Annotated in this window: 22 protein-coding genes; 5 read left to right on the top strand and 17 right to left on the bottom strand. The window is 67.2% G+C overall.

The features are described from left to right. The first annotated feature begins 570 nt into the window (after nt 1–570). Nucleotides 571–1,425: an STAS-like domain-containing protein gene (locus Q8Q85_16655; GenBank protein ID MDP3775892.1), complete on the top strand. Its 855-nt coding sequence runs from the start codon at nt 571–573 to the stop codon at nt 1,423–1,425. Between the two features lie 179 nt (nt 1,426–1,604). Here the strand turns inward: Q8Q85_16655 and Q8Q85_16650 are convergent, their stop codons facing one another. Beyond that, nucleotides 1,605–5,054 carry an amidohydrolase family protein gene (locus tag Q8Q85_16650; GenBank protein ID MDP3775891.1) on the bottom strand — a complete coding sequence of 1,150 codons (3,450 nt, stop codon included), beginning with the start codon at nt 5,052–5,054 and terminating at the stop codon, nt 1,605–1,607. Nucleotides 5,055–5,143: 89 nt separating this feature from the next. On the opposite strand from Q8Q85_16650, the gene Q8Q85_16645 reads away from it, so the two are divergent. Further along, a complete protein-coding gene (locus tag Q8Q85_16645) occupies nt 5,144–5,929 on the top strand; it encodes a transposase (GenBank protein MDP3775890.1) in 786 nt (261 codons plus the stop codon). A gap of 27 nt (nt 5,930–5,956) precedes the next feature. Here Q8Q85_16645 and Q8Q85_16640 read toward each other — a convergent pair whose 3' ends face one another. Further along, a complete protein-coding gene (locus tag Q8Q85_16640) occupies nt 5,957–6,256 on the bottom strand; it encodes a BrnA antitoxin family protein (GenBank protein ID MDP3775889.1) in 300 nt (99 codons plus the stop codon). A 523-nt stretch (nt 6,257–6,779) separates the two neighbouring features. Between Q8Q85_16640 and Q8Q85_16635 the strand changes: the two genes are divergently transcribed. Further along, nucleotides 6,780–8,483, top strand: a complete 1,704-nt coding sequence (locus tag Q8Q85_16635) for a D-aminoacylase (GenBank protein MDP3775888.1) — start codon at nt 6,780–6,782, stop codon at nt 8,481–8,483. Nucleotides 8,484–8,500: 17 nt separating this feature from the next. Here Q8Q85_16635 and Q8Q85_16630 read toward each other — a convergent pair whose 3' ends face one another. After that, the gene (locus tag Q8Q85_16630) at nt 8,501–8,860 is read right to left on the bottom strand and encodes an aminotransferase class III-fold pyridoxal phosphate-dependent enzyme (GenBank protein MDP3775887.1); all 360 of its coding nucleotides are present in this window, start codon (nt 8,858–8,860) and stop codon (nt 8,501–8,503) included. A gap of 230 nt (nt 8,861–9,090) precedes the next feature. Between Q8Q85_16630 and Q8Q85_16625 the strand changes: the two genes are divergently transcribed. Then, a complete protein-coding gene (locus Q8Q85_16625; protein ID MDP3775886.1) occupies nt 9,091–10,743 on the top strand; it encodes a hypothetical protein in 1,653 nt (550 codons plus the stop codon). Between the two features lie 157 nt (nt 10,744–10,900). Here Q8Q85_16625 and rocD read toward each other — a convergent pair whose 3' ends face one another. Both rocD and Q8Q85_16615 read right to left on the bottom strand, forming a co-directional pair. Continuing rightward, nucleotides 10,901–12,136 carry an ornithine--oxo-acid transaminase gene (rocD, locus tag Q8Q85_16620; protein MDP3775885.1) on the bottom strand — a complete coding sequence of 412 codons (1,236 nt, stop codon included), beginning with the start codon at nt 12,134–12,136 and terminating at the stop codon, nt 10,901–10,903. Between the two features lie 18 nt (nt 12,137–12,154). Then, a complete protein-coding gene (locus tag Q8Q85_16615; GenBank protein MDP3775884.1) occupies nt 12,155–12,394 on the bottom strand; it encodes a DUF5679 domain-containing protein in 240 nt (79 codons plus the stop codon). A gap of 248 nt (nt 12,395–12,642) precedes the next feature. Here Q8Q85_16615 and Q8Q85_16610 point away from each other — a divergent pair, with 248 nt between their 5' ends. Beyond that, nucleotides 12,643–13,035, top strand: a complete 393-nt coding sequence (locus Q8Q85_16610; protein MDP3775883.1) for a hypothetical protein — start codon at nt 12,643–12,645, stop codon at nt 13,033–13,035. A 68-nt stretch (nt 13,036–13,103) separates the two neighbouring features. Here the strand turns inward: Q8Q85_16610 and sixA are convergent, their stop codons facing one another. The 12 genes from sixA to Q8Q85_16550 form a co-directional block, all read right to left on the bottom strand. Next, nucleotides 13,104–13,607 carry a phosphohistidine phosphatase SixA gene (gene sixA, locus Q8Q85_16605; GenBank protein ID MDP3775882.1) on the bottom strand — a complete coding sequence of 168 codons (504 nt, stop codon included), beginning with the start codon at nt 13,605–13,607 and terminating at the stop codon, nt 13,104–13,106. Further along, nucleotides 13,608–14,666, bottom strand: coding sequence for a tRNA 2-thiouridine(34) synthase MnmA (gene mnmA, locus Q8Q85_16600; GenBank protein MDP3775881.1), 1,059 nt, complete (start codon nt 14,664–14,666; stop codon nt 13,608–13,610). Nucleotides 14,667–14,696: 30 nt separating this feature from the next. Further along, complete coding sequence (locus Q8Q85_16595; protein ID MDP3775880.1) at nt 14,697–15,893, bottom strand: cysteine desulfurase family protein; 1,197 nt, start codon at nt 15,891–15,893, stop codon at nt 14,697–14,699. 587 nt (nt 15,894–16,480) lie between these two features. Beyond that, nucleotides 16,481–17,197 (bottom strand): bacillithiol biosynthesis deacetylase BshB1, encoded by a 717-nt coding sequence (bshB1, locus tag Q8Q85_16590; GenBank protein ID MDP3775879.1) that lies wholly within the window; start codon nt 17,195–17,197, stop codon nt 16,481–16,483. Nucleotides 17,198–17,250: 53 nt separating this feature from the next. Then, complete coding sequence (locus tag Q8Q85_16585) at nt 17,251–18,156, bottom strand: alcohol dehydrogenase catalytic domain-containing protein (protein MDP3775878.1); 906 nt, start codon at nt 18,154–18,156, stop codon at nt 17,251–17,253. Between the two features lie 134 nt (nt 18,157–18,290). Continuing rightward, entirely contained in the window at nt 18,291–19,496 is a 1,206-nt protein-coding gene (locus tag Q8Q85_16580) for an ABC transporter permease (GenBank protein MDP3775877.1), read from the bottom strand. Then, the gene (locus Q8Q85_16575) at nt 19,493–20,785 is read right to left on the bottom strand and encodes an ABC transporter permease (GenBank protein MDP3775876.1); all 1,293 of its coding nucleotides are present in this window, start codon (nt 20,783–20,785) and stop codon (nt 19,493–19,495) included. Before Q8Q85_16575 ends, Q8Q85_16580 begins: the two co-directional genes overlap by 4 nt. Before the next feature lie 121 nt (nt 20,786–20,906). Beyond that, on the bottom strand, nt 20,907–22,175 hold the full coding sequence (locus Q8Q85_16570) for an ABC transporter permease (GenBank protein MDP3775875.1): 1,269 nt from the start codon (nt 22,173–22,175) through the stop codon (nt 20,907–20,909). Beyond that, nucleotides 22,172–23,413 (bottom strand): ABC transporter permease, encoded by a 1,242-nt coding sequence (locus tag Q8Q85_16565; GenBank protein MDP3775874.1) that lies wholly within the window; start codon nt 23,411–23,413, stop codon nt 22,172–22,174. The genes Q8Q85_16570 and Q8Q85_16565 overlap by 4 nt, the downstream gene beginning before the upstream one ends. Nucleotides 23,414–23,419: 6 nt before the next feature. Next, the gene (locus Q8Q85_16560; GenBank protein ID MDP3775873.1) at nt 23,420–24,115 is read right to left on the bottom strand and encodes an ABC transporter ATP-binding protein; all 696 of its coding nucleotides are present in this window, start codon (nt 24,113–24,115) and stop codon (nt 23,420–23,422) included. Further along, nucleotides 24,115–25,464: an efflux RND transporter periplasmic adaptor subunit gene (locus Q8Q85_16555; GenBank protein ID MDP3775872.1), complete on the bottom strand. Its 1,350-nt coding sequence runs from the start codon at nt 25,462–25,464 to the stop codon at nt 24,115–24,117. The genes Q8Q85_16560 and Q8Q85_16555 overlap by 1 nt, the downstream gene beginning before the upstream one ends. Before the next feature lie 14 nt (nt 25,465–25,478). Then, nucleotides 25,479–25,818: TolC family protein (locus Q8Q85_16550; GenBank protein MDP3775871.1), on the bottom strand; the 340-nt coding region annotated here is incomplete at its 5' end.

The raw sequence follows: 25,818 nt of genomic DNA, 5'->3' as shown, positions 1-25,818 counted from the left end.
GTCGGCCATGTGGATTCCTCCTCAAGAGTGCCAGTAAAGGGTGCCGCACGTCTCCGTTCAGACGTGGCTCCCACACCGGAGGATATCACTTCGCGGGCTTTTCGTTAATGCAAGCTTAAGGCATCAAGCCCGAACCCGCCGGCCGCGCTCCCGGTCGAGCCGCTCCGCCAGGAATACCTTTAGCAGCGACTGTTAGGGCACATCGCGCTGGCCCAGGCATCAGGCCTTGGCTTTCCTATCCGTAGCGGCTATGTTGTCAATATCGGCAATGCAGATTGTCAAATGGAGGTTGCTTGTTAAGTAGCGTTGCTACAAGCATTTGCGAGCTACTAGAAACACTGCTCCATGGCTGATGTTTCTAACGGAGGGAAGCCCGGGCGGAGGGACCGAGCCGAAGGGATAAAAGCGTTTCTTATCGCGGCCGTCGCCCTGAAGCGTCAGGATCCCGTTGCGGAGGCGTGCCGCAGATTCGCCGTAACGCGCCAGGCGGTGAACCGGCACCTGCGGTGGCTGGTGGCCAGCGGGGCGTTTCGGGCAACTGGGGCGACCCGGGGCCGCAGGTACGATCTGGTGGTCGAGAAGCACAGCCGGGAGTACGCCCTGGGCCCGGACCTCAAGGAGGATCGGGCCTGGCGCGAGTTCGTCAGGCCGCTCCTAGGCAGTTTGTGCAAGAACGTCCTCGGCATCTGTCAGTACGGGCTCACCGCGATGCTCAACAACGCAATCGAGCACTCGGAAGGGACCAAGGTCGTAGTCTCGGTAAAGAGGTCGGTCGCGGACCTCGAGATCGAGGTCGTGGATGATGGCATCGGGATCTTCCGAAAGATCCGCGACTCGCTCCGACTCGAAGACCAACAGCACGCAGTGCTAGAGCTTTCGAAGGGGAGGCTGACCACCGACCCGGAGCACCACACTGGGGAGGGTATCTATTTCACCAGTCGGGTCTTTGACCGCTTCGGAATTCTTGCCGGCACGCTCAACCTGGCCACCTCCAGCGACCAGGGCTGGCTGCTTGAGACTGGTGACTCGGTAAAGGGAACGAAGGTAGGAATGCGGATCAGTCCGAGCTCGCGGATGACGCTGAAGGAGGTCTTCGATCGGCATGCCTCATCTGACCACCACTACCGCTTCTCGGTAACGCATGTTCCTGTTTCGCTTGCCTCGATCGGAGACGAGAACCTGGTCTCGCGCAGCCAAGCCAGGAGGCTGGTAACACGGTTGGACCTGTTTGACGTGGTGGTTCTTGACTTCCGAGGTGTGAAATCAATAGGGCAGGCGTTCGCCGATGAGGTCTTTAGAGTCTTTGCGCGTGAACACCCGAGAACGGAGCTTCGGTGGTCGGATGCCAACGAAGAAGTAGAGCAGATGATCAGCCGCGCTCTTGCAGCTCGTGCAGAAGAAGACACCAAGAGGGTCGATGTCTAACGTGCAAGTTCAGCAGCGGGCGGTCGTCTCAATATGCGACTAACCAGACCGGATGCAGAAGCGCTGGCCAGGCGTTTAACCACAATGCTTTGAGCGCCCGTCTGCTGCAACGTTCGTTAGACGCACGCGATCTGCGTACAGTGAGAATCGTGCGCCGCGGAGTTTTCTGCCCCGTTTTCTTACCGCGGTCCTGATGGCCGGACGCTAGCGATAATCTCCTGACGGGTGTACGGCGCACCGCCGAGCACGACCCATGCGATGCGCCGGATGTCGCGGATGTCGGCCGTCGGATCGCCGTCCACGATGATCAGGTCGGCCCGCTTACCCACCTCAACACTCCCCAGTTCGTTCTCGACACCAAGACAGCTTGCACCGTCGAGGGTGGCCGCTCGGATGGCTTCTAACGGCGTCAATCCCGCGCGGACGAGCAGCTCCATCTCGAATGGCACACCGAATTCGTCGAATATGGCGGGCACGTCGGTGCCGGTGGTGACTCGCACGCCCGCCTCTCGCAGGCGGCGCACAGACTCCAGGTCCCATCCTTCTCGCTGCGACCACGCAGCTCGAGCAGCCGCCGACACCGGTCGCAAAAGCCACGCACGGGACTCCGCGATCAGGCCCGAGGAAGCGAAGGCGCGGATGATCGAGTCCGTGAGGAAGGAGGTATCGAGCGCAAGCCGCGTGGAGCGGCCGCCCAACTGGTTGACGGCGTAGAACAGCAGTGTCGGCGTCACGCACGCGTTTGACGCACGAAGAGCCCCGATGACGTCGGCACGGTACAGCGCCGTCCACCCCCGATAGTAGAGGTGTGAATGCTCCTTGCCCTCGAGCCCGCGCGCGAGGGAACCGAGAAAGAGGAAATGCGAAGTCATCGGCAGCGCTAACGCGTGGGCTGCCTCGCTCACGCGTGAGTCCAACAGCGGGTTGCGGAAGTACGGCTTGATGATGTCCGTCCCGACAGCGGCCATGCTCGCGACTTGGTCTGCCACCGACCGCGGGTCCATCAGGTCCACGCCGCGCGAATTCAGTCCTGTTGCGCGGTCATGGGCGGTGACCGTGCCCCCCGTTGCGAAAATCCGCGGCGCCAGTAGCTCCCCCGCCTCCGCGCGCTCCCGCAGGCTCTGAATCCATTCGCCTTGCGATCCGGGTCCTGGATCGCGGATCGACAGCACCCCATTGTAGAGGTTCAACGCGAGTAGCGGCTTGGACGGGGTCTGATGGGCGTGGAGGTTCATAAGTCCAGGGAGCAGCGTACGTCCTCCGGCGTCAATCGTGCGCACAGCGTCAGCGGAGGGCATCGCCCCTGCGGCGGAGATTTCGGCGATTCGCCCGCCTATGACCAGTAGGTCCGATGGGCGTGAAGCGGGCCCTCCCGTGCCGTCGACGATCCGCACGTTTCGGATGAGGAGCGACGGCGGCGGCTCCGGCACGTCGTACCACGGCGCCACCTCCAGCGTGCGCGCGACACCGCTCCGCGCGTCGAGCAATCTCACGCGCGCACCCGAGAGGTAGAGGAGGTAGTGGCCGCGGGTAGACCAAGAGAAGTGGCGCGGCGCGGGATCGGTGAGGCGCACGGGTGTTCTCCCTGCGGCCACATCCACTCGGTAACCTCTGTCGGCGACAGCGTACGCCGCCCGCGAAAGGTCGGCAGCCCATCGTGCACGCGACGCGTAATTGTCGGGCACGTTCGATTCCACGGGTCGACCGCTGTCAGCGCTCACGCGCCAAGATGCGCGGCTCGTCGCATAAGCGATCGAGTCGCCGCTTGATGACCAGCCCAGCAGCTGGCCGGCGGCGCTGGCGACGACGCGAGTCTCACCCATGCTCACGTCGGTCCACCCGATCCTGTTGCCCTCGACCCAGGCCAGGCGCCGTCCGTCCGGGGACCACTCGAACTGGGGGTCGAACGGCCCAATCGGAACAGTCACGGTGCGTGAACGCTCCGGCCGATCCACCTCAAGGATTCGCACTTGAGGCTCAGTGCCGGGCGCGTACACCACATAAGCGAGACGGCTGCCGTCTGGAGACCAGCGCGGGCGGATTTCGTCGCCAACCGATTGGGTAAGGCGCATCGGGCGACCGCCGCTGACATCCGCCACCCACAAGTCGCCCAGAGCCGCGAAAGCGACGCGCCTTCCGTCCGGTGCCAGTTCAGGGGTCACGATCCCACGCACGCGGTGTCGCTCGCCGGGTCGCGGGAGTTCAGGACGCCGCAGCCCGCTCCATCGCGCCACAGTGATGTCTGCGCCAAACTCGAGCGTTCGTTCCGCCGATCCGTCCACGAAGGCGACGTGGATCTTTCCCGCTGCGGTGTAGACGACACCACGCGAGTCGGGAAGCCACGACAGCGGCGCGAGATAAACGTCCTCGCCGCTCCGCGTGAGGGGCCTCGGTTCTCCCGCGTCTCGTGGCAAGAGCCAAAGCTGCCGCGTCCCCGATCGCTCCGAGATGAATGCGATCCAGCGTCCGTCCGGTGAGTACGCCGGGTAGCCGTCGAGCGCCGAGTCGGCGGTGAGCCGTCGCTCGGCCCGTGTCGCAAGGTCCATCTCCCAAAGGTCGCTGGCCGAGGTCGGGACCCACTGGCTCGCGGACACCGGACCGGCGTACGCCAGGGATCGGCCGCCCGGAGCGTACGCTGGGGCGCCGATCCGTCGGGGAAGCGCTCGCTCACGAATGGGCGGTCGAGCGCTGTCGATAGGAAACCTCCACAAGTCGGTCGAGTCGCGGTTGAATTCCACGGTTTCCGGCGCGTCGTCCGAGGGCGGCCATCCCACGTCGATGATTTGTTCCCTTCGCCAGGTGCGGAGGGTCGTGCGCGAGTCTACGTCGACGACGCTGAGGCTCGCGCTCGAACGCGGAATCCCCTCGGCAGATAGGATCGCAGGGTGGTTCGCCGACACGGCCAGCCGCCTGGAATCGGGCGCCCACGCAATGGCCCAGTCCTCGTGGGGATCCGCCACGGCGTCCGTAAGCGCCACGGCTCGGCCGCCATCAGCATCGATCAGCCAAACCTGTCCCAGGAGAATGAAGGCGATTCGGCGGCCGTCTGGCGAAAGTGCCGCAACCAGTTCGGTACCCTCGCGGACGGTGACCGCGAGTGTCTCTGCATATGGCCGCGTGGGCACGGGTCGTCCGGGACGTGCGGCGCTGGAACACCCCATCATCGCTGCGATGCAGACCATGGTGAGCGCCGCTGAGACAGCGGTCACTGGGCCGATGTAGCGCGAGCACCAGCGCCAATGCCGTGATGTTTCGAGAGAGCGTTCGTTCCGCCAGCCAGAAGAGGATTTCTTCTCGCGCAGGCGTCTCTGCTGCATTCCGGCATCGATCTGCATGACCGCGACCTTGTCATTGCCGCCGTCGACGGCGAGAGGTGCCATCATAATGCTTGCGAACGCTGCATGATGAGACCAACTGCATGCGCCGCCCGCCGTTTCGGGCGGCTCATTCGCCGCAATGTGTCTTTCGACAGACTCGAACCGACACGCGAATGCGCTCCCGCCCAACGATCCATGCGACGATGTGCCGAGTGCGTCTAACGGACCGGAAATGAGCTGCGGGCCGAGGCGCCCACAAGTCGACCACAGGTGAGTGCAAGAACGTCGCGCGCCGAGGCCCGGCAGCTCCATTTCCCTTGATATTTCCAAGAAGTGCCCTCGAGGAGTATCGTCTCATCGATCGGCCAGGATCGTGAACCGTCACTCCAGGAGGGCACGCCATGTGGTACTCCGGCATCGACCAGCACCAGCGCGATTGTGTCATCACAACCTATGGACCCGACGGCCCGCGCGTCAAACATGCCCGGGTGCCGAGCACCCCGCTCGCGCTTCAGCTCTACTTCGCGGAGTTTCCCGGTCCCCACAAAGCCGTCGTCGAATCCACCGGCAGCTGGTACTGGCTCGCCGATCTCCTCGCGGCATGGGGCGTCGAGCTGGTGCTCGCCCACGCCACCCGGCTCAAGGCCATCTCCGCCGCCAAGGTCAAGACCGACCAGGTCGACTCCGACGTCCTGGCCCTGCTGCTGCGGGCCGACCTCATCCCCGTCGCCCACATGATCCGCCCCGAGCAGCGCGGCCCCCGCGACCTCATGCGCAGCCGGCTGCGCCTGGTCGAGAAACGTGTCAGCGCCCAGAACAGCATCGACCGCCTGCTGGAGAAGTTCAACGTCCAGACCGTCGCCGAGCTGGATGAGCTCTACCAACTGCAGGCCGCCTGTCATGAAGCTCAGATCAAGCTGCTCACCGAGCAGATCGCCACGCTCGAGCGCGCCCTGCACCCGCATCTGATCCCGAACGCCGACGTGCAGCGCCTCCTCTGGACCCCCGGCCTCGGCAAGGTGAACGCCTTCACCCTCTACACCGAGATCGACGGCATCGCCCGCTTCCCCTCGGCCCGGCAGTTCTTCTCCTACAGCCGCCTGGTCCCCCGGGCCGACAACTCGGGCGCCAGGAGGAAGACAACGGCGAGCTGCGCTCGTCGCGATGGGACTACTGCAACCCCTTGACAGGTAACTTCTTAATGGTGTTAGGCATCAAGCCGGTACTCTGCGGAGCCGCTCCCGCGCCACCCGCTCGGCGAGATAAACCTTCATGAGCGACTGGTACGGCACGTCGCGCTCGTTCGCAAGCGCCTTCAGCTCCTCCAGCATGGGGACGGGGAGGCGAATGGAGATCGACGTGGTAGACGGCTTGAGGTTCGGAAACGTCGCCGGCACGGCGTTGTCCCAATCGAAATAGTCCACGCTGTCGTGCGTGGCCCAGAACCGCCGCTCGGCGTCCTCGGAGGCAAACCGCGGAATCCGCTTCCTACTCTGCTTCTTGCGCGCGCTCATAAACTCTCCGCTCCCTTCCGCTCATATCCCGCGCAGAGATGACCCGCACCAGTGTGCCACGAATCGTGAAGACCACGCTGAGAGGGCGGCCCGCGCTCGTCTGCCCAAGCGCTCCATAACGCGCTTCTTCCCTCGAGTGCGGCGCGTCTACCGCTACCCGGATCGGTCGATTGAAGAACAACTGCTCGGCCTCGGCCTGTGCAACTTTATGCAGCTCCCAGTTCTTGGTCGCGTTGCCAGCATCCCACTGGAAGCCAGTGCAAGCGGAGAGCTCGTCGGGGAAGCCGGCCACGGCGAATGTATATGAGGAGCGTATACGCTTGTCAAGAGCGCGGCCAGGAGGCCGACTTGATGCCTAACTGGCTGTGGAGAGGGACAGCTCCAATCCATGCCGCCGCGCAAGGGCGCGTTGCCGCGCGGCTCCTCGCCCGAACAGGAGGCGAGCCTCCCACGCAAGAACTGGCGCCCCTCCATCTAGGGCGTATCTTTGCCCTTCCATCAGCCGCGTCCACCCGGAGCCCAGATGCCCCGTATCACGTCTCACCTATCACGTCTCACTCATTACACATCACTCATCACGCTTCTTGTTGCGTCCGCCTGCTCCCCCCGATACGACGTCGTCATCCGCCACGGCACCATCTACGACGGCAGCGGCGGCCCGCCCGTCGTAGGCGACCTCGCCATCCAGGGCGACTCGATCGCGGCCATCGGCGACATCGGCGGCGCCAGGGGTAGGATCGAGGTGGACGCCACCGGCCTCGCCGTGGCCCCAGGCTTCATTAACATGCTGAGCTGGGCCACCGAGTCACTCATCGAAGACGGCCGCTCCCAGGGCGACATCCGCCAGGGCGTCACCCTCGAGGTCTTCGGCGAAGGCGAGTCAATGGGGCCGCTCAACGACTCCATGAAGGCCGACATGGTCCGCCACCAGGGCGACATCAAGTACCCCATCGAATGGACCACCCTCGGCCAGTACCTGGAGTACCTGACGCGGCGTGGCATCTCGCCCAACGTAGCCTCGTTCATCGGCGCCACCACCGTGCGCATCCACGAGATCGGCTACGCCGACCGCCCGCCCACGCCCGCCGAGCTGGTGCGGATGCGCGCGCTGGTCCGGCAGGCCATGGAAGAAGGCGCCCTCGGCGTGGGCTCCTCGCTCATCTACGCTCCCGCCTTCTACGCGCGGACGCCCGAGTTGATCGCGCTCGCCGAGGAAGCCGGCCGCTTCGGCGGCATGTACATCTCCCACCTGCGCAGCGAGGGCAACCGGCTGCTGCAAGCCGTGGATGAGCTGATCGCGATCGCCCGCACCGCGCACGTCCCCGCCGAGATCTACCACCTCAAGGCCGCGGGCCGCGCCAATTGGGGCAAGCTCGATTCGGTGATCGCACTCGTGGAGGCGGCGCGCGCGGACGGCCTGCGCATCACCGCCGACATGTACAACTACCCGGCGGGAGCGACGGGGCTCGACGCTTCCATGCCCCCCTGGGTGCAGGAAGGCGGCCTCGAAGCGTGGAAGCGGCGCCTCCAGGACCCCGCCATCCGCGCCCGTGTGGCGCGCGAGATGCGCACCCCTTCCGACCGGTGGGAGAACCTCTTCCTCGCCGCCGGCTCTGCGGAGAACGTCCTGCTAGTCGAGTTCAAGCAGGACTCGCTCAAGCCGCTCACCGGCAAGACCCTGGCCGAGGTGGCTCGCATGAGAGGGAAGTCGCCGGAGGAGACGGCGATGGATCTCGTCGTTCAGGACGACAGCCGCGTCGGCACCATCTACTTCCTGATGTCCGAGGACAACGTGCGGCGCGAGATCGCGCTTCCCTGGGTGAGCTTCGGCTCCGACGCCGGCTCGCTCGCGCCCGAGGGCGTCTTCCTCCGGTCCAACCCCCATCCGCGCGCCTACGGCAACTTCGCGCGCCTGCTGGGGAAGTACGTGCGCGAGGAGCACGTCATCCCGCTCGAGGAGGCGATTCGCCGTCTCACGCTCCTCCCAGCCACCAACCTGCGCATCCAACGCCGAGGCGCGCTCCGCGCCGGCTTCTTCGCCGACGTGGTCGTCTTCAACCCCGACAGCATCGCCGATCACGCCACCTTCGAGCGGCCCCACCAGTACGCCACCGGCGTGGTTGATGTATTCGTGAACGGCGTGCAAGTTCTGCGGAACGGAGAACATACGGGAGCCAAGCCCGGACGGGTGGTGCGGGGGCCGGGGTGGAGCGGGGTCGGGCGTTAGGACGTTGTGCGCTGGCGCTAGTGCGCCGCCGCCGCGGCCGGCACAAAACTCATCTTCAAGGCCTCACCGATGTGCTTCAACGCCCACCGGAGGTCTTCCTTGGAGATCACCAGCGGCGGCGCGAAGCGGACCACCTGGTGGTGCGTCTCCTTGGCCAGGATCCCGCGCTCGGCCAGCGCCTCGCAGTAGGGCCGCGCCGGACCGCTCTCCTTCTTGATCTCAACCCCGATCAGGAAGCCGCGCCCGCGCACCTCTTCCACGTGCGGCGAATCGATCTTCTTCAGCTCGCACATGAACCAGTCGCCCAGCTCGCATGCACGCTCGGCCAGCTTCTCGTCCTTCGCCGGAGCACGTACTGCCCGCGGGGCGGTACACACCGCACAGCCTGGTCGGCGGTCTATCCGCGCTGCGAGTTGCGTCGGATCGGCGTATCAAATGGTACGTGCCCGCCCGCCCGCTCGCGCCCGTGGAGAGCCCTGTGTTCGAGCTGTCCGGAGGTGGTCGGTAGCGTCATGGAAAATCTTGACACGACTTGCGCGAATGGGTAGTAATGGACGTAGCAGTATTCTCCGCTGAAGAAATCCAACCGCACAAATCGGAGCTCCGGATGAGGCCGTCCAATCCTCGCCTGCGCTGGTTAGCGGTAGTCGTCCTGGCAGCGGCCGCGCTACCCTCGCCCTTGCGCAGCCAAACTTTGTCGCCCACGGATTCCGTCCGGCTCACGGACGGTCGGATTATTCACGGCCAGATCGTCAGCTTCGATGGTACGACCCTCGTCATCCGAACCTCCGAGGGCGTGCAGTCGCATACCCGCAACGGTCTCCTCGCGATATTCATCGCGCACACTGGCGATTCCAGTCCCGAGCTCCCCCCCGGTATTTCCGCCGGCACGGGGCTGCAGGTGGCGCGCTGGACTACGTTCCGGCAGATCACGCGCTTCGAGCGCGGCGCGGATTTCAAGTCGATTCACTCTGCCCGACTGAGCCCGAACGGCGCGAAGATCATCTTCGGCGCCAACCAGGGCGTTTACACTATCAACCCGGACGGCACCGGGCTGGTGCGCGTCGGCGAGGCGCCGGATGTCGGTCTGGTCGACATCTCGGCCGACGGCCGGCGCATCGCGTACTTCAGCCGACAGGAAGGGCTGATGACCGCGATGGCGGACGGCACGAACAAGGAGAGGCTGCCGGCGCCGGACGTCACGCTCACCGGCCTGCGCATCACCGCGCGCGGCGACCGCGTCTTCGTGCTCGCTCCCCAGCACGGTGACCAGGGCGGCATCCTGGAGCTGACGACGAACGGCGACAACGTGCGTCGCGTGATCACGACCACGCAGGTCGCCCGTGCGACCGGGATCGACGACAACGGCAACTACTGGCGCGGCTTTCCCGAAAGCATCGACATCTCCGATGACGGCTCGCGCGGCGTCGCGCGCTACCTGCACGAAGCGATCGCCTTCACCGGCGATGGAAGGACCATCCGCCAGCTCGTCAACCTGCCTTATGAAGGCACCTACCCCGGCGCCGCACGCATCAGCGGCGATGGGCGCAAGGTGATGTTCCTGCTCAACCGCAGCAGCGACGGCCGATCCGTGCACATCATGGATTTCGACGGGACGAACCGCGTCAGCTACAGCGGTCAACACACGGAGGGCACCTGGGCGCAGATGTCGCCCAACGGCAACACCGCGCTCGTGAGCGGCGGGATCCGCCTCTTTAACGCCGATGGGCAGTCATTCCAGGACATCAGCGACCCAGGCCGCGAGACCGCGCTGTTCGAGGGACCGCAGATGGTGAGCATGGCCGCGGACTGGAAGCGCGGCGTGATGGTGATCGATGGCCCGATCTCGGTCGACCAGGGTCGACCCTCGCAGCTCGTCGTGTTCGAGCTGAATCCGACGCAACTCAACGGCACGCCGACGATCGCAAACGTGACCGCAGCGCCGCGCTTTCTGCCGACAGACGGGAGCTCGTCGCTGACGCTGCGAGCCAACTCGAGTGCGACCGATCCGCGGAGAGCGGGGAGTGTCTTCTTCCGCGAGAATCAGCGGCCGACGGTGATCGGGCTCGAGCGTCCGTACTCGCACGGCCTCAGACCAGTCGCTGGATCACCCGGGTCGTACACGAATCAGTTGAGTCTGAGCAGCGGCTATGGGGGGGACGTCGGTGCCGGCCCGCTCATGCTCCGGATTTTCATCCAGGACAAGGAAGGCCGCACGACCATCATCGACGTGGCGGGGATCGAAGCACGTAGGCTCTAGCGGTTCACGCGGAGACGCGGAGCGACGCTACGGTGACCCAGCAGCTCCTGCACGGTCCGGATGTCAGAGCCGCCCTCCAGCAAGTTGGTGGCGAAGAGGCCGCCGCGTCCCCGCGACGGCCTCGTCCTTCGCCCGTTGGCCCGCTGGCCCGCCTCTCCTAGCGCGCCGCCCCCGCCGTCGCCGGCGCGAAGCTCATCGCCAGCACCTCGCCGATCCTCGGCAGCGCCCACTGGAGGTCTTCCTTGGAGATCACCAGCGGCGGCGCGAAGCGGACCACCTGGTCGTGCGTCTCCTTGGCCAGGATCCCGCGCTCGGCCAGCGCCTCGCAGTACGGCCGCGCCGGACCGCTCTCCTTCTTGATCTCAACCCCGATCAGGAAGCCGCGCCCCCGCACCTCCTCCACATGCGGCGAGCTGATCTTCTTGAGCTCGCACATGAACCACTCGCCCAGCTGATCCGCGCGCTCGGCCAGCTTCTCGTCCTTCAAGACCTGGAGCGCCGCCCGGCCGATCGCCGCGCCCAGCGGGTTCCCACCAAAGGTCGAGCCGTGGTCGCCCGGGTTGAAGACGCCCATCACTTCATCGTCCGCGACGAACGCCGAAACGGGGTAGAACCCGCCCGAGAGCGCCTTGCCCAGGATCATCGCGTCGGGCCTCACGCCTTCCCACTCGCACGCGAACATCTTCCCGGTGCGGCCGAGGCCGGTCTGGATCTCGTCGGCGACGAACAGCACCCGGTGCCTGGTGCAGATCTCGCGCACCCGTTTCAGGTAGCCCTCCGGCGGCATGATGACGCCGCCTTCGCCCTGAATGGGCTCGACGATGAACGCCACCGTGTTGGGCGTGATCGCGCGCTCGAGCGCGTCCGCATCGCCGTACTCCACGATCTTGAAGCCCGGCGTCAGCGGCCCGAATCCGTCCTGGTACTGCGCCTCGGTGCTCATCGAGATGATAGCGATGGTGCGCCCGTGGAAGTTGTTCGCGCACGCGATGACCTCGGCGCGATTCTCCGGCACGCCCTTCACCTTGACGCCCCATTTCCGCACCGCCTTCAGCGCCGTCTCCACCGCCTCGGCGCCCGAGTTCATCGGCAGAGCCTTCGAAAAGCCGGTGAGCTCGCAGATGTCCCTGAGGAACGGGCCCATCTGGTCGTTGTGAAAGGCGCGCGACGTCAGCGTCACGCGGTCCAGCTGGTCCTTCGCCGCCTTCACGATCGCCGGGTGGCGGTGCCCCTGGTTGAGGGCCGAGTACGCGCTGAGGCAGTCGAGGTACTTCTTCCCCTCGACGTCCCACACCCACGCCCCCTCGCCCTTCTCGATGACGACCGGAAGCGGCTGGTAGTTCTTCGCACCGTACTTCGAGGCCTCGGCGAGATACTGGTCCGTCTTGTTCATCGCGGTGCGATGTCCTCGTCAGGAAGGAGAAAGGATCTTGAACATGCCCGTGCCGCACACCGGGCAGGTACCCTTCAGCGCCGGCCGGCCGTTGGCCATCTTCACCTGCTTCGCGTTCGAGATCGCCCGCTTCGCCTTGCACTTCACGCAGTAGCCCTCGTTCGCGCCGAGCGAGGATGGGGCCTTCTTGCTGGTGGCCTTCTTCGCCGCTGGCTTCGCGGACTTGGACGCGGTCTTCTTCACGGGCTTCTTGGCCATGAGCCGAATTCTCCCTGTGGGTTAGTGGGTAAACCGTTCTGGCGGCGTGGAATATAGCGTGACCCGTCTCACGGGGGAGGGTCGCGCTTCGGAGCCCCGGTATCGCTGGCAAGAACTCCCTCTTTTCCTGCGGGAAGCACCCTTATATATTCCGAGCAAGAAGATTGTGATTTGTTTCACAAGCTGTCGCCTTTTTTTTCACCTGCCCTTGTGACTTTTTTCACAAAGTAACCTGTACCGAGGATACGATGACCCGAATCGCTGCCAAGCTTGTAGTAGCCGCCGCCATTGTCGGCGCCACGGTGCTGCCCCTCAGCGCCACGAATCCCGGGACCCGCGTTCCGCGCCGCGTTGGCGTCGTCATCGACGCGCACATGGGCCACTTCACTCCCCGCGTCATCCGCGTGCATCGCGGTGACACGGTCCACGTCACGCTCCGCGCGATGGACGCCGCGCACGGCTTCAAGATCCAGGGCAGGGAAGATGTGGACGTCACCGCCTATCCCGGCATGCCGGCCGAAGTCACGTTCGTCGCCGACTGGATGGGTGGCCGCGAGTGGTTCTGCACCTTCAACTGCGGCCCGCGGCATGGCTCGATGACTGGCATGATCACCGTCGTGCGCGACGAGGAGCAGCTCTAGGCCTCCTCGCGGCACCGACGTCGTGTCCTCGCAGGCGCCCCGGCAACGGGGCGCTTTTTCTTTTCGTCTTACTCCGTCAGCTTCCTCAAATGCCCCGGCTTCAGCTGATAGACCAGTGTTCCGGCGCCCACCTCCGCGGCTCCCTCGAACTCGATCCCGAGCACGCCGCTTTTCTTGAGATCGATCCTGGTGCTGCCGCCCGAGCTGATCAGCGCAGCCGCCAGGCGCGACAGGTCCGGCTCGTGGCCGACCAGCGCGACGCGGGAATCGGGCGGGAACCTGTTAAGCATCTTGATCACGGCCGCGACCGAGTAGCCGTGCCCGAGCGCCTCGGTCACCTGCGGCTCTTCCGGCCATCGGTACGCCTCGGCGACGGCCTCGGCGGTCTGGCGTGCCCTGAGCATCGGGCTGGTGACGAGGAAGTCGAACCTGATCCCCATCTTCTTCATGACCTTCGCGGCCTGGTGCTGCTCATCCACGCCGTCGGAGGTGAGCGGACGATTGTCGTCGTTGAGCCAGGTGTTGGGGTCCCGGTCGCCGGCCTTGGCGTGGCGGATGAGGATGACTTCCATTTACCCGATCACCCCGCCTCCGAGCACCAGATCGCCTCGATACAACACTCCGCTCTGGCCCGGCGCGACCGCGCGGGCGGGCTCGAGGAGCCGGAGCGCGAGCCGCGGCCCGTCGCACGACGCGACCTCGGCGCTGACCGCACGCGAGTGGTTGCGGACCTGCACTTCGCACGCCTCGCCGGGCTCGAGCGGGTCCACGAGCCAGTTCACCTCGTTCAACTCCACCGACCAGCCATCCAGCTCCTCGGCGTCACCCACCACGACTTCACGGGTCAGGGGCCGGATGGCGACGACGTGAAGCGGCCGCGAGCGCCCTCCCGGCAACCCGCGGCGCTGCCCGATGGTGTAGCGCGCGAACCCCTCGTGCTCCCCGATCGTTTCGCCGTTGGTAGTGACGATCGGGCCGGGAGCGAGCGCGGGGGCGCCGGCCGGGAGCCGGTCCTCGAGCACCGCGACGTAGTCGCCGTCGGGAACGAAGCAGATCTCCTGGCTCTCCGCCTTCTCCGCGGTCCCGAGCCCCAGCCGCCGCGCCACGTTCCGCGTCTCCGCCTTGGAGAGCGCGCCCACCGGTGTTCTCATCCGCGTCACGACCTCCCGTCCTATCCCCCACAGGAAGTAGGACTGGTCCTTGGCGCGGTCGCGGCCACGGTAGAGGCGGCCGGCATCGGCGCGCGCGTAGTGGCCGGTCGCGATGGCGTCGCAGTCCAGCGCTTCCGCGTGCGCGAGCAGGTCCGAGAACTTGGTGAACGAGTTGCAGCGTACGCACGGGATGGGCGTGCGGCCGCGCGCGTACTCATCCACGAAGTTCTGGATCACGTCCCGGCCGAAACGATCGGCGAAGTTCAGCGTGTAATGCGGGATGCCGAGGCGGTCGGCTACCGCGCGAGCGTCGTTCATCGAGTCGAGCGAGCAGCAGGGCCGGTCGGGGACCGTGGCGTCCGAGTAGCAGAAGAGCCGCATCGTGGCGCCCACAACATCGAAGCCCTGCTCGACCAGCAACGCCGCGGCGACCGAGGAATCGACGCCGCCGGACATTGCGACCAGGACGCGGGGGGGCATCAAAAAGGCCGTTAGCCGTTAGCCGTTGGATCAAGCGCGCGAGAGGACGGCGCGGAGCTTCCGCACCTTCGCGACGACCTGGCCGAACGTGTCCGCGATGCGGGGGACCTGGTCCATGGACGACAGCGCGCCGAACGACATGCGCACCGCGCCGACCGCGATCTCCCGCGGCACGCCCATCGCCGTCAGGACGTGCGACGGCTCCACGGCGCCGGTGTTGCACGCCGAGCCGGACGCGCAGGCCAGGCCCGCAAGGTCGAGGTGCATCAACATCGCCTCGGAATCGGTGTCCGGCGCGCTGACGTTGAGGATGGTGGGCGCGCGCTCCGCCGCACCGGCGGCGTGGACCACCAGGTCTCCGACGCGTTCCTTGAGCGCTGCTTCGACTGCGCCGCGAATGGCCGACAGCCGCGCGTGGGTCTCCGGCTGCTCCTTCGCGGCCAGCTCGGCAGCGACGCCCAGGCCCACCGCGCCGGGCACGTTTTCGGTGCCGGGTCTGAGGCCGCCCTGCTGGCCGCCGCCATGCAGGATGCTCGCCACGCCCTTGCGTTCGCGGATGAAGATCGCGCCGATGCCCTTCGGCCCGCCGATCTTGTGGGCCGAGATCGACGCGAGGGTGATGCCCGGGTGGTCCTTGAGGCGCACGGTCACCTTGCCGAACGCCTGCACCGCGTCCGTATGGAACGGCACGCCCGCCGCGGCGCACCTTCGGGCAATGGACGCGACGGGCTGGACGGTGCCGGTCTCGTTGTTCACCCACATCACGGAGACGAGACACGGCTTCCCACCCGGCAACTTGCCCGCGAGCGCGTCGTCGAGTGCCGGGAGGTCCACCAGCCCGTTGCGGTCCACGGGCAGCAGCGTGACGCGAGCGCCGAGCCGCTCGGCCTCGTGCAGCGCGCCGAGGAGCGCCTTGTGTTCGGTCGGGGCGGAGACGAGATGGGCGGCCTTGAGGTCGCGGCCGTCGTTCTGCGCTACGGCGCTGCCGATCACGGCGTGATTGTCGGCCTCGGTGCCGCCGGAGGTGAAGATGATCTCGCGGATCTCCGCTCCCAGCGCGGCGGCGATCTGCTTGCGGGCGTTCTCGAGGCCGGCGCGGGCGGTCCGGCCGAAATAGTGGCCGGACGAAGGATTGCCGAAGGTCTCGCCGAGGAAGGGGAGCATGGCGTCACGGACTTCGGGCCGGACCGGAGTGGTGGCGGCGTGGTCGAGGTAGATGCGTTGCATGAGGGAGTGAATCTAGGGGAGAAAGGGGAGAAAGGGGAGAAAGGGGAGATAGGGGAGATAGGGGAGGAAGGGGGATGCGGGGAAAGGATACTGCGGGCGGTGAAATCGGTTAGGCAGTGCAGCCGGGATCAGCTAGATAGAGGCCATGGGAGCCGGGTTTGCCGACCTGATCGTGTGGCGCGAGGCCGCCGCACTAGCCGTCGCTGTCGCCCGCGATTGCGCTCGTCTGCGCGGGCCCTGTGCCCTTTCCACAACGTCGCAGATCATCCGAGCGGCGGAATCAGTGCCCGCCAACATTGCCGAGGGCTATGGTCGCGGCGTGGGGAAGGATTGCGCGCGCTTCCTGAGAGTCGCCCGAGCGTCGGCATGTGAGCTTGAGAGTCACCTCCGTGTTGCCGAGGCAGCCCGCCGGTTGCCTCCCGAGCCGGCGGAGCGGCTCATCGCCCAAACCTGCCGCGTCCGATATCTCATCGGTCGCTTTCTCTTGTCAGTGGAAGCCCGCTCACACCCCAAGCAACGCGCTCCACGACCGGTCTCTCCCTTTCTCCCCTAACTCCCCTAACTCCCTTAACTCTCCTTTCTTCCTTCTACATCGACTGCACCTCCACACCCACAACATCCTCGACCGCCACCGTCTCGGGGGTAAAAAACGGCTCCCCATATCTCACCCGAATCAGCGACCCATAATGCGCCGACTGCGTCTCGATCAGCTCATACAAATGCTGCCCGGTCGGAAAGATCTCACCGGCGGAGCCAGCGCCATCGAACTGGGAAGCATAACACCGTATCGCCCGCATCTTCGCGTTGAAGGTGCGTGAGATATCCACCACGAAGGTCGGCTTCACCGGGTCCTCGCGGTAGGCGAGGGCGTAGAGGAGCTTGTGAGGCCGGTGCGGTCGCCCGGGTGCATCGTACTTCGCGAGTCCGGCGAGATAGCAGGCATCGCGGCCGAGCTCCGACGCGACGCGGTGATCGGGGTGGCGGCCGACGGGGTAGGGCAGGATGACGGTGCGCGGGCGGAACTTCCGGATCCAGGCGATCACCGTTCGCCGCGTTTCGTCCGTGTTGTGAAGGTGCGCATCGCGGAGGCCCGCGTTCTCTCTCGCATGCACGCCTAACGCGCGGGCCGCCCTGGCGGCCTCCCGGCCGCGCCTCGTGGCGGAGCCGCGGGTTCCCGCTTCGCCGGCGACCAGATCGAGGATGCCGACGCGGTGGCCTTGCCGCGCCGCGGCGGCCAGCGTGCCGCCGCAGGTCAGCTCGGCGTCGTCGGGGTGGGCGGCAATGGCGAGCAGGTCGAGTTTCATCGTGTTGTACCTCGGGCTTTAAGACAGGCCAGCGCGGCCCGCACGGAGATGGCTCACTCCATCCCGAGCAATACCTTCAACACACCGCTCCGCTTGGCGTGGGCAAAGGCCGCCAGCCCTTCGCCGAGCGGATACCGCGCGTGAATGAGCGGTTCCACGTTCACGCGTCCCTCGGCGAGAAGACGCAGCGCCGGCGCGAACGGCCCGCAGCGCGATCCCACCAAGGTCATCTCGTCCACGACGACGGCCGAGGCGTCGAAGGTCAGCGCGCCGGAGTAGGTGCTCTTCATCACCAGCGTTCCGCGCGGGCGAAGCGCCTGGCGCGCCAGCGCGAAGCCCTCAGGGTTGCCGGTACACTCCACCGCGACGTCGTAGGCGCCCGGCCTCACCGCCTCCACCGTGCCGGTCGGGATGCCTCGGGCGGACAGCAGCTCCAGCTTGGCGGCATGCCTGCCGACCACCAGCAGGCCGCACCCCGTCAGGCTCAGCGTCTGCGCTATCAGCTGGCCCAGCTTGCCATCGCCGACCACGACCACGCGGTCCTTGGACCGGATCGTCACCTGCTCCTGGATCTCGAGCGCCGCCGCAAGCGGCTCGGTGAACGTCGCGGCGTCGGTCAAAACCTCGTCCGGCACCGCGTGCAGGTTCGCCGACGGCAAGATCAGGAACTCGGCAAAGGCGCCGTGCCGATTCACTATTCCGAGCACCGTTCGACGCTCGCAGTGGGTCGGCCGGCCGGCTCGGCACGCGCCGCACTCGCCGCACACCGCGTTGATCTCCCCGACCACCCGGCGCCCGACCAGAGCGCTCGGCCCGTTCTCGACGACGCCGACGAACTCGTGGCCTGGAATCCCCGCATACGGGTAGTAGCCGCGAACCAGCTCGAGATCCGTATTGCAGATCCCCGCGCGCAGCACCCGCACCAGCGCTTCGCCGTCGGGGGGCTCCGGCACCGGCACGTCGTCGCGGAGCGTCAGCCTCCTGTCCTCCAGCCACAGTGCCTTCAGTAAGCCCTCCCGTCTCCTGCCCACTGAGCACCGCTGCAACTCTGCAACCCTGCAACTCTGGTCCGTCCTGACAACTCTTCTGCTGCCTACTCGTGTCTCAGCGCCTCCACCGGATCCAGCCTCGCCGCCCGATTCGCCGGGTACACCCCGAACGCCACCCCCACCGCTATGCTGGCGCCCACCGCGGACAGCACCGACCAGAGCGGCACTACCGCGGGGATGGGGGTCAGCTTGCTCAGCAGCGTCGCCAGGCCGCCGCCGAGGAGGATTCCGGCCGCGCCGCCCAGCAGCGTCAGGGTCGCCGCCTCGACCAGGAACTGCCACAGGATGTCCGCCCGCCGCGCGCCCAGCGCCTTGCGCAGCCCGATCTCCTTGGTGCGCTCCGTGACCGACACCATCATGATCGCCGTCACCCCGATCCCGCCCACCATGAGTGAGACGCCCGCCAGCACCAGCATCACCAGGAAGAACACGCTCGTAAGCTTGTTCCACGTGTCCAGGATCTGGGTCTGCGTCACCAGGTCAAAGTTGTTCCCCTCGCTGAGGCGGACGTTGCGGATGCGGCGCAGCTCGCGCGTCACCGCATCCTGCGCCTGCAGGATCGGCACCCCGTCTTTCGGTTTCACCACGATCGAGTTCTGCTCCTCGGGGAACCTGAAATTGTGCCGCAAGCTCTCGAAGGGGATCACCGCGGTCTGGTCCTGGCCGTCCGAGGCGAAGAGGTTGTCCGGACGCCGGTACACTCCGATCACCCGGTACCCGCGGGTGCCGATCCGCACCACTTTGTTGAGCGGGATCTCGTAGCCGAACAGCCGGTCGGCGACCTCCTCGTAGAGCACCACCACCGGCGAGCCTACCCGCTCCTCGTCGGTCGTGAACGACCGGCCCGCGATCATCACCCCGCCATCGATCTCGATCCCGTGCTGGCTCCCGCCATAGACGCTGATCGCCCGGGTCTGGTCCCCCTTGTAGGCCACCCGCTGGTTCGTGATCCCGTACATCGCCGCGTACTGGATCTCCGGCAGCCGCTCGATGGCGTCAGCGTGGGTCTTGCTGAGGAACGGCCGCTGCCGGATCTCGGTGGGCGGCCGCCCCACCTGGACCCCGCCGTTCCACCACCAGACGACGTAGAACGTCGTGGGGCCCGCGTTCTCGATCTGCGAGGTGATGTCGTCGTTGATGCCCTGGATGAGCGACGCCATCGTCATCACGGTCGCCACGCCGATCAGCACCCCGAGGATGGTGAGCGCCGAGCGAAGCTTGTTGGAGCGCATGGCGTCGAGCGCGATCACCACGCCCTCGCCCGCCAGCCGGGCGCGGTGCAGGCCGCTCTTGTCTCCGCCCGGAGGGCGACCACGGGGTCCAGGTTGGCGGCGCGCGCCGCCGGCACCACGCCGAAGACGATCCCGACGCCGGCCCCGAGCGCCAGCGCGCCGATCACCGAGAGGAGCGAGACCCGCGCCGGCAGGGGCGTCACCGCGGCGATCAGTACGGCGAAGAGCGTGCCGGCCGCGACGCCGGCGGCGCCGCCCATCACCGCCATCGTCGTGGACTCGATCAGGAACTGGCGCCGGATGTCTCTGGCGCGGGCGCCGAGCGACTTGCGGATCCCGATCTCGTGGGTCCGCTCGTTCACGGTCATCAGCATGATGTTCATGATCACGATGCCGCCCACCAGCACGCCGATCGCGACCACGCTGGGGATGATGGCGAAGAGCAGGGAGGTGAGCCGGGTCCAGAACCCCACCAGCGCGTCCGATGCCTCTACGGTGAAGTCGTTCTCCTCCATGGGCCGCAGGCGGTGGCGGATCCGCATCGCCTCCTCGGCCCGGGCCATGGCGCCGCTCATCAGGCCCACGTCCGCCACCTTCACGAACACGACGGTCGTCTTGCGGCGCCCGAAGAACGTCTCGAAGACGGTGAACGGCAGCAGGATCATGTTGTCGCGTGACTGGCCGAGGACGCTGCCGCGGTGCCCCACCACGCCGACCACCGTCACCTCGTGGCCGTTGATGCGCACCTGCTGTCCGAGTGGCTGGACGTTCTCCCCCATGAGCTGGGAATAGACGTCCCAGCCGATCACCGCCACCGGCCGCCGCTGCGCCACATCCACGTCGGCGAGGCCGTGGCCGAAGGCGAACTGGTGCTCCTGGATGCGGTGCCAGGCGGCCGTGATCCCGAGGGTGAGCACCCCGTCCGCCGACTGCCCGTGCCACCGCAGCTCGGAGAACGGCGGCGGGAAGCCGGTCTGCATCGCGATCGCTTTCGCGTCGGGGATCGCGCTCGCGACCGCCTCGGCGTCCTCCCGGGTCACGATGGGACGCCGCTCGATTCGCTTCCACTCCAGCTCGTCGAAGTTGAAGCCCGAGAGCAGGGGCGTCCTCCGCACCTGGAAGGTGTTCGACCCGGCAAAGGCCTGCACGATGTTCTCACGCACGTACGCGTTCATCCCGTGGATGATGGCGAGCACGGCGACGAGGAAGCCCACGGAGACGATGATGCCAAGAAGGGTGAAGAACGAGCGGAGTTTGTGCGACCAGATCGCTCGCAGCGCGAGGAGGAAGGCGTCGGCTATCGGCACGGGAGAAAGCTAAACGGGGGAGCGGGGAGCGGGGAGCGGTACCTTGGTGGTCCGTCGCAACGCTCGAGGGCCGCGGCGGTCACCGGAAGGTACCGCTCCCCGCTCCCCGCTCCCCGCTCCCTTACTCGTACCTGAGCGCTTCCACCGGATCCAGCCGCGAGGCCCGGTTGGCAGGCACCAGCCCGAACACGATCCCGGTGAGCGCCGACGCCATCAGCGCCACCACCACCGACCACAGGGGCACGGTGGACGGGACCGGGGTGAAGTGCCGGACCCCGTACGAGAGGAGCCAGCCGATGGCGAGCCCGACGGCGCCGCCGATCAGGGTAAGCGTGGCCGCCTCGACGAGGAACTGCCAGAGGATCTCCCGCCGGGTGGCGCCGAGGGCCTTCCGGACGCCGATCTCGCGGGTCCGTTCCGTGACGCTGATCATCATGATGGCGATCACGCCGACGCCGCCCACCATCAGGCCGACGCTGGAGAGGGCCAGCATCACGGCGAAGAAGACGCCCGTGAGCTGGCCCCAGAGGTCGAGCAGCTTGTCCTGGGTGATGGTGGCGAAGGTGTTCTCCTCGCCCGGACGGACGCGCCGGGCGCGGCGCAGCGCGGCGGTGACGTCGTCGATGGCCTCGGCCACCGTCGCCGACCCGGTCGGGCGCACCACGATGTCGGCCCACTCCGGCCAGTACGGCACGTGGCGCCGGAACGTCGAGTGCGGGAGGAAGATCTCCGACTGGTTGGGCGGGCCGGCGAACAGGTTGGCCGGTGCCGCGTACACCCCGATGACCGTGTACTCCTGCCCGTGGAAGCGGATGCGCTCGCCGACGGGGTTGCGCTCGGCGAAGAGCCGCTCGGCGAGCTTCTCGTTGATGACCACGACCTTGTCGCCCGCGGCCTCCTCCAGCGCCATGAAGGTGCGGCCCCGGGTGAGGTCCCCACCCAGCACGGTGACCCACTGGAAGCTGCGGCCGAAGATGTTGACGTTGGTGGCGCGCTCGCGGCCCGCCACCACCTCGGAGGCCGAGCCGTTCTCCTCGATGATCGCGGCCTCGACCGTCGGGAGGTCCCGGATCAGCTCCAGCTCTTCGGGCGTGATCGGCGGGTTGCGGCGCCAGGGCTCGGTCTCCTCGGTGCCGTCGCTCACGTGCACGCCGCCGCTGAAGAACCGGACGACGTAGAACGTCTTCGGGCTCGCGGCGGCGAAGCTCGCCGCAACGCTCTTGTTGATGCCCGTGATCGTGCCGGCCATGGCTACCACGACCATCACGCCGATGGCGACGCCGAGGATCGTGAGTGCGGCGCGCAACTTGTTCGCGCGCAGGGAGTCGAGCGCGATGGCGATCCCCTCGCGCAGCGAGGTGAGGGCGGAGGCGAAGCCCGAGGTGCTCATTCGTGCCGGAGCGCGGCGATCGGGTCGAGCTTGGACGCACGGCTCGCCGGATAGACGCCGGCGATCACGCCGACCCCGACCCCGAGCGCGACGCCCAGGACGATGGAGGAGAGGGAAATGCTCGCGGGCAACGGCGTCGTGAGGTCCACCAGCTTGGCGAGCGCGATCCCGGTGACGATCCCCATGAGCGCCCCGGTCGTGGACAGCGTGGCCGCCTCCACCAGGAATTGCGACAGGATGTCGCGGCGGCGCGCCCCCAGGCTCTTGCGGATGCCGATCTCGCGCGTCCGCTCCGCCACCGCCATCAACATGATGTTCATGATCACGATGCCGCCCACCACCAGCGAGATGCCCACCAGCAGCGGCAACGCGGTGTAGAGGATCCGCGAGAACTTGGTCCAGAAGTCGAGGACGTCGTCCTGGGTCTCGAAATGGAAGTTGTTGTCCTGGCCCGGGCGCAGGTGGCGGCGGGTGCGCATGACCGCCTCGACGTCGGCCATCGCCCCCTGCATGGCGGGGAGCGATGAGGCCTTCACGATGACCCCGTCCACGATCTGGTGCGGGTTCACGGCCTTCTTGATCTGCGACGTGTACGGCGCGATCACGAACTTGTCTAGCGAAATGCCGAACAGCGTCCCCTGCTTCTTCACTACGCCGATGACGCGGTACGGGAAGCCCGCGACGCGCACCATCCGGCCGACCGGATCGACGCCGTCGAAGAACTTCTCCGCCACCTCGCTCCCGATCACGACGACGTTGGCGCCGTGCTCGACCTCCTGGGGCGTGAAGGTGCGGCCGGCGGCGATCTCGTAGTTGCGGATCCGGAAATACGACTCGGACACGCCGCGCGCCTCGATGCTCCGGGAGCGCTTCGCGCCGACGGCCACCTCCACGGTGTTCCAGCTCTCCACGCCGACCAGCATGTCCGGTCCCAGGAACGCGGCGACCGCGTGGTAGTCGGCCTCGGTGAGCCGGCGCCGCCGCTGCCATTCGCGCCGCTGCGCCTCCGAGACGTCGCCGGTGTTGTTGAAGCGCCGGTAGCGGAGCGTGAAGGTATTGATGCCGAACAGCCGCGCGGCGAAGTCTTCCCGCATGTAGCGGTCCATCCCGTTCACGATCGAGATGACGCCGATGAGGAAGGTGACGCCGATGAACGCGCCCACCAGGGAGAAGAAGCTCTTGAGCTTCTGGGCGCGGATCATCCCCAAGGCGAGGCGGACCGCCTCGAAGATCGGCATGCGGGACTACGCCGCCTTGCGGGAATCGGAGGAGATCTTGCCGTCGTGGAGGGTGACGATCCGCTTGGCGTGCGCCGCGATGTCGTGCTCGTGCGTGACCATCACGATGGTCTGCTGGTGGTGCTGGTGCAGGTCGGCGAGGACCTTCATGATCTCCTCGCTCGTGGTCGAGTCGAGGTTGCCGGTGGGCTCGTCGGCCAGGATGATGCTCGGCTTGGTGACGAGCGCACGGGCGATGGCGACGCGCTGCCGCTCCCCGCCCGACAGCTCGGTCGGCTTATGGTCCATCCGGTCCGCGAGCCCGACCGAGTTCAGCGCCTCCATGGCCCGCTCGCGGCGTTCCCTGGCCCGGACGCCGGCGTAGATGAGCGGCAGCTCGACGTTGTGGAGCGCCGTCGCCCGCGGCAGGAGGTTGAAAGTCTGGAAGACGAAGCCGATCTCCCGGTTCCGGACCCGCGCCAGCTCGTCGTCGGTCATCTGCGAGACCTCGATGCCGTTCAGCCAGTACTGGCCGGCGGTGGGCGTGTCGAGGCACCCTATGAGGTTCATCATCGTGGACTTGCCGGAGCCGGACGGGCCCATGATGGCCACGTACTCGTTCCGCTGGATCTCGAGGTCCACGCCGCTCAGCGCCCGCACCACTTCCGACCCCATCTGGTACTCGCGGGCGAGGTCATGCGTCCGGATGATCGGGTCGGTCACTAGGAGCTCCTGCGGGTGGAGTCCTGCCCGCCACGCCCGGCCGGCCCCTTCGGTTCCGGCGCGGCGCGCACCCGGGCACCGCTCTTGAGGTCGCGGATGGCCTGGTAGGTGCCGGCCACGATGGTCTCGCCGCCGGAGAGGCCCGACATCACCTCGAAGAACTCGTCGCCGGCGATGCCGACCTTCACGGTGTGGAACCGCGCCTGCATCGTCGTGGTGTCCACCACGAAGACGCCCTCGACCTCACGGTTCCGGCGCGCCCGCGACGTGTCGCGGGTACTGGGCGTGCTCGGGCGCGCGGCGGGCGCCTGGCCTCGCGCGCGGCCCGCGGAGTCGCGGGCCGCCTCGGGCTCACGCACCGTCAGTGCGATGATCGGGACGGTGAGCACCTGCCGGCGAGTGTCGGTGATGACGCGTGCCGTAGCCGAGAGGTCGGGCCGCACGTTGCGCGGCGGGTTGTCGAGGGTGACCACGACCTCGAAGTCCACCGCCTGCTCCGACGTGGTGAGCCCGCCGCCCCCGCCGCCCGCGCCGCGGATCGACGAGTCGCCGATCTTGGTCACGTGCCCGGTGAACGTCGTGTCGGGGAAGGCATCGATCGACACCTCCGCCGAGTCGCCCAGGTGCACCCGCACCACGTCCGTCTCGTCCACCTGGACGCGCGCCTCGATCACCGTGAGGTCCGAAACGGTCATGAGGAGGCCGGTCTCGCGCGAGAACGTCCCCGGCACCGCCACCTCGCCCTCCTCGACGGCCAGCCGGGTGATGCGGCCCGCCATCGGCGCGAGGATCGTGGTCTTCCGGAGCTGGTCCTGCGCCTCGCGCAGCGCGGCCCGGCCCTGGTCGACTCCACGCTCGGCGGCGTCGAGGTTGGCGATCGCGATCTCCCGCTGGGTCTGCGCCTGCTCGAGCGCCTCCTGGGAGACCAGCTGCGGGTTCTGCGCCCGGATGTCGCGCGCCCGCACGAACGCACGCTCCGCCTGGTCGCGGTTGGCCCGCGCCTGCGCGGCGTTGGCCTGCGAGCTGGCCAGCATGGCCTGCGACCGCTCCACGTTGGCCTGGTACTGCGCCGGATCGATGCGCACCATCACCTGGCCGCGATCCACCGACTGGCCCTCGACCACCGGCAGGTCCACGATCCGGCCGGTGATGTCCGACGAGACGTCAACCGAGCGCTGGGGCTGGATCTTGCCGCTGGCCGTCACGATGGACATGAGGTCGCGACGCTGGACCTTCTCCAGGCGCACCTCCACCGAGGGCTGGCGGTTCCTGGAGACGCTCAACGTGACGAACCCGCCCATCACGATCACGCCCACGCCGATGAGGATGAACTTCGTTTTCCCGGTCATTCCGGTATCGCTTCCTAGCGCAGCGGCCGGCCCACGGCGTTCTCGAGGGCGGCGACGGCTTTGTGGTAGTCGTAGACGGCGGTCACGTAGTCGGCGTCCGCGCGCTCGGTCGCGACGCGGGCGTCCAGCAATTCTATGTACGACCCTGAGCCGACCCGGTACCTCTGGGTCGCCAGCTCCAACGCCTCGGCCGAGGCGGACTTGTTGCTCCGCTGGAGAGCGATCGTCTGATAGGCGGCCACGATGGCGCGGTAGGCCGCGCTCACCTCGGCGCGGACCTGCAACTCGCGACCGCGGATGGCTTGGCGGACATCGTCTTCCTGCGCCCGCGCCTGCGCGGTCTGCACGTTGCGC

Source organism: Gemmatimonadales bacterium, from assembly GCA_030697825.1.
In the GTDB taxonomy this organism is placed as follows: domain Bacteria; phylum Gemmatimonadota; class Gemmatimonadetes; order Gemmatimonadales; family JACORV01; genus JACORV01.
This window is presented reverse-complemented; position numbering and strand designations above follow the sequence as displayed.

Excerpts from the sequence above, each read along its gene's own strand:
- Q8Q85_16650 (MDP3775891.1), bottom strand. The coding sequence starts at position 5,054 with ATGGAGCTGCCGGGCCTCGGCGCGCGACGTTCTTGCACTCACCTGTGG.
- Q8Q85_16645 (MDP3775890.1), top strand. The coding sequence starts at position 5,144 with ATGTGGTACTCCGGCATCGACCAGCACCAGCGCGATTGTGTCATCACA.
- Q8Q85_16640 (MDP3775889.1), bottom strand. The coding sequence starts at position 6,256 with ATGAGCGCGCGCAAGAAGCAGAGTAGGAAGCGGATTCCGCGGTTTGCC.
- Q8Q85_16635 (MDP3775888.1), top strand. The coding sequence starts at position 6,780 with ATGCCCCGTATCACGTCTCACCTATCACGTCTCACTCATTACACATCA.
- Q8Q85_16625 (MDP3775886.1), top strand. The coding sequence starts at position 9,091 with ATGAGGCCGTCCAATCCTCGCCTGCGCTGGTTAGCGGTAGTCGTCCTG.
- rocD (MDP3775885.1), bottom strand. The coding sequence starts at position 12,136 with ATGAACAAGACGGACCAGTATCTCGCCGAGGCCTCGAAGTACGGTGCG.
- Q8Q85_16615 (MDP3775884.1), bottom strand. The coding sequence starts at position 12,394 with ATGGCCAAGAAGCCCGTGAAGAAGACCGCGTCCAAGTCCGCGAAGCCA.
- Q8Q85_16610 (MDP3775883.1), top strand. The coding sequence starts at position 12,643 with ATGACCCGAATCGCTGCCAAGCTTGTAGTAGCCGCCGCCATTGTCGGC.
- sixA (MDP3775882.1), bottom strand. The coding sequence starts at position 13,607 with ATGGAAGTCATCCTCATCCGCCACGCCAAGGCCGGCGACCGGGACCCC.
- mnmA (MDP3775881.1), bottom strand. The coding sequence starts at position 14,666 with ATGCCCCCCCGCGTCCTGGTCGCAATGTCCGGCGGCGTCGATTCCTCG.
- Q8Q85_16595 (MDP3775880.1), bottom strand. The coding sequence starts at position 15,893 with ATGCAACGCATCTACCTCGACCACGCCGCCACCACTCCGGTCCGGCCC.
- bshB1 (MDP3775879.1), bottom strand. The coding sequence starts at position 17,197 with ATGAAACTCGACCTGCTCGCCATTGCCGCCCACCCCGACGACGCCGAG.
- Q8Q85_16570 (MDP3775875.1), bottom strand. The coding sequence starts at position 22,175 with ATGAGCACCTCGGGCTTCGCCTCCGCCCTCACCTCGCTGCGCGAGGGG.
- Q8Q85_16565 (MDP3775874.1), bottom strand. The coding sequence starts at position 23,413 with ATGCCGATCTTCGAGGCGGTCCGCCTCGCCTTGGGGATGATCCGCGCC.
- Q8Q85_16555 (MDP3775872.1), bottom strand. The coding sequence starts at position 25,464 with ATGACCGGGAAAACGAAGTTCATCCTCATCGGCGTGGGCGTGATCGTG.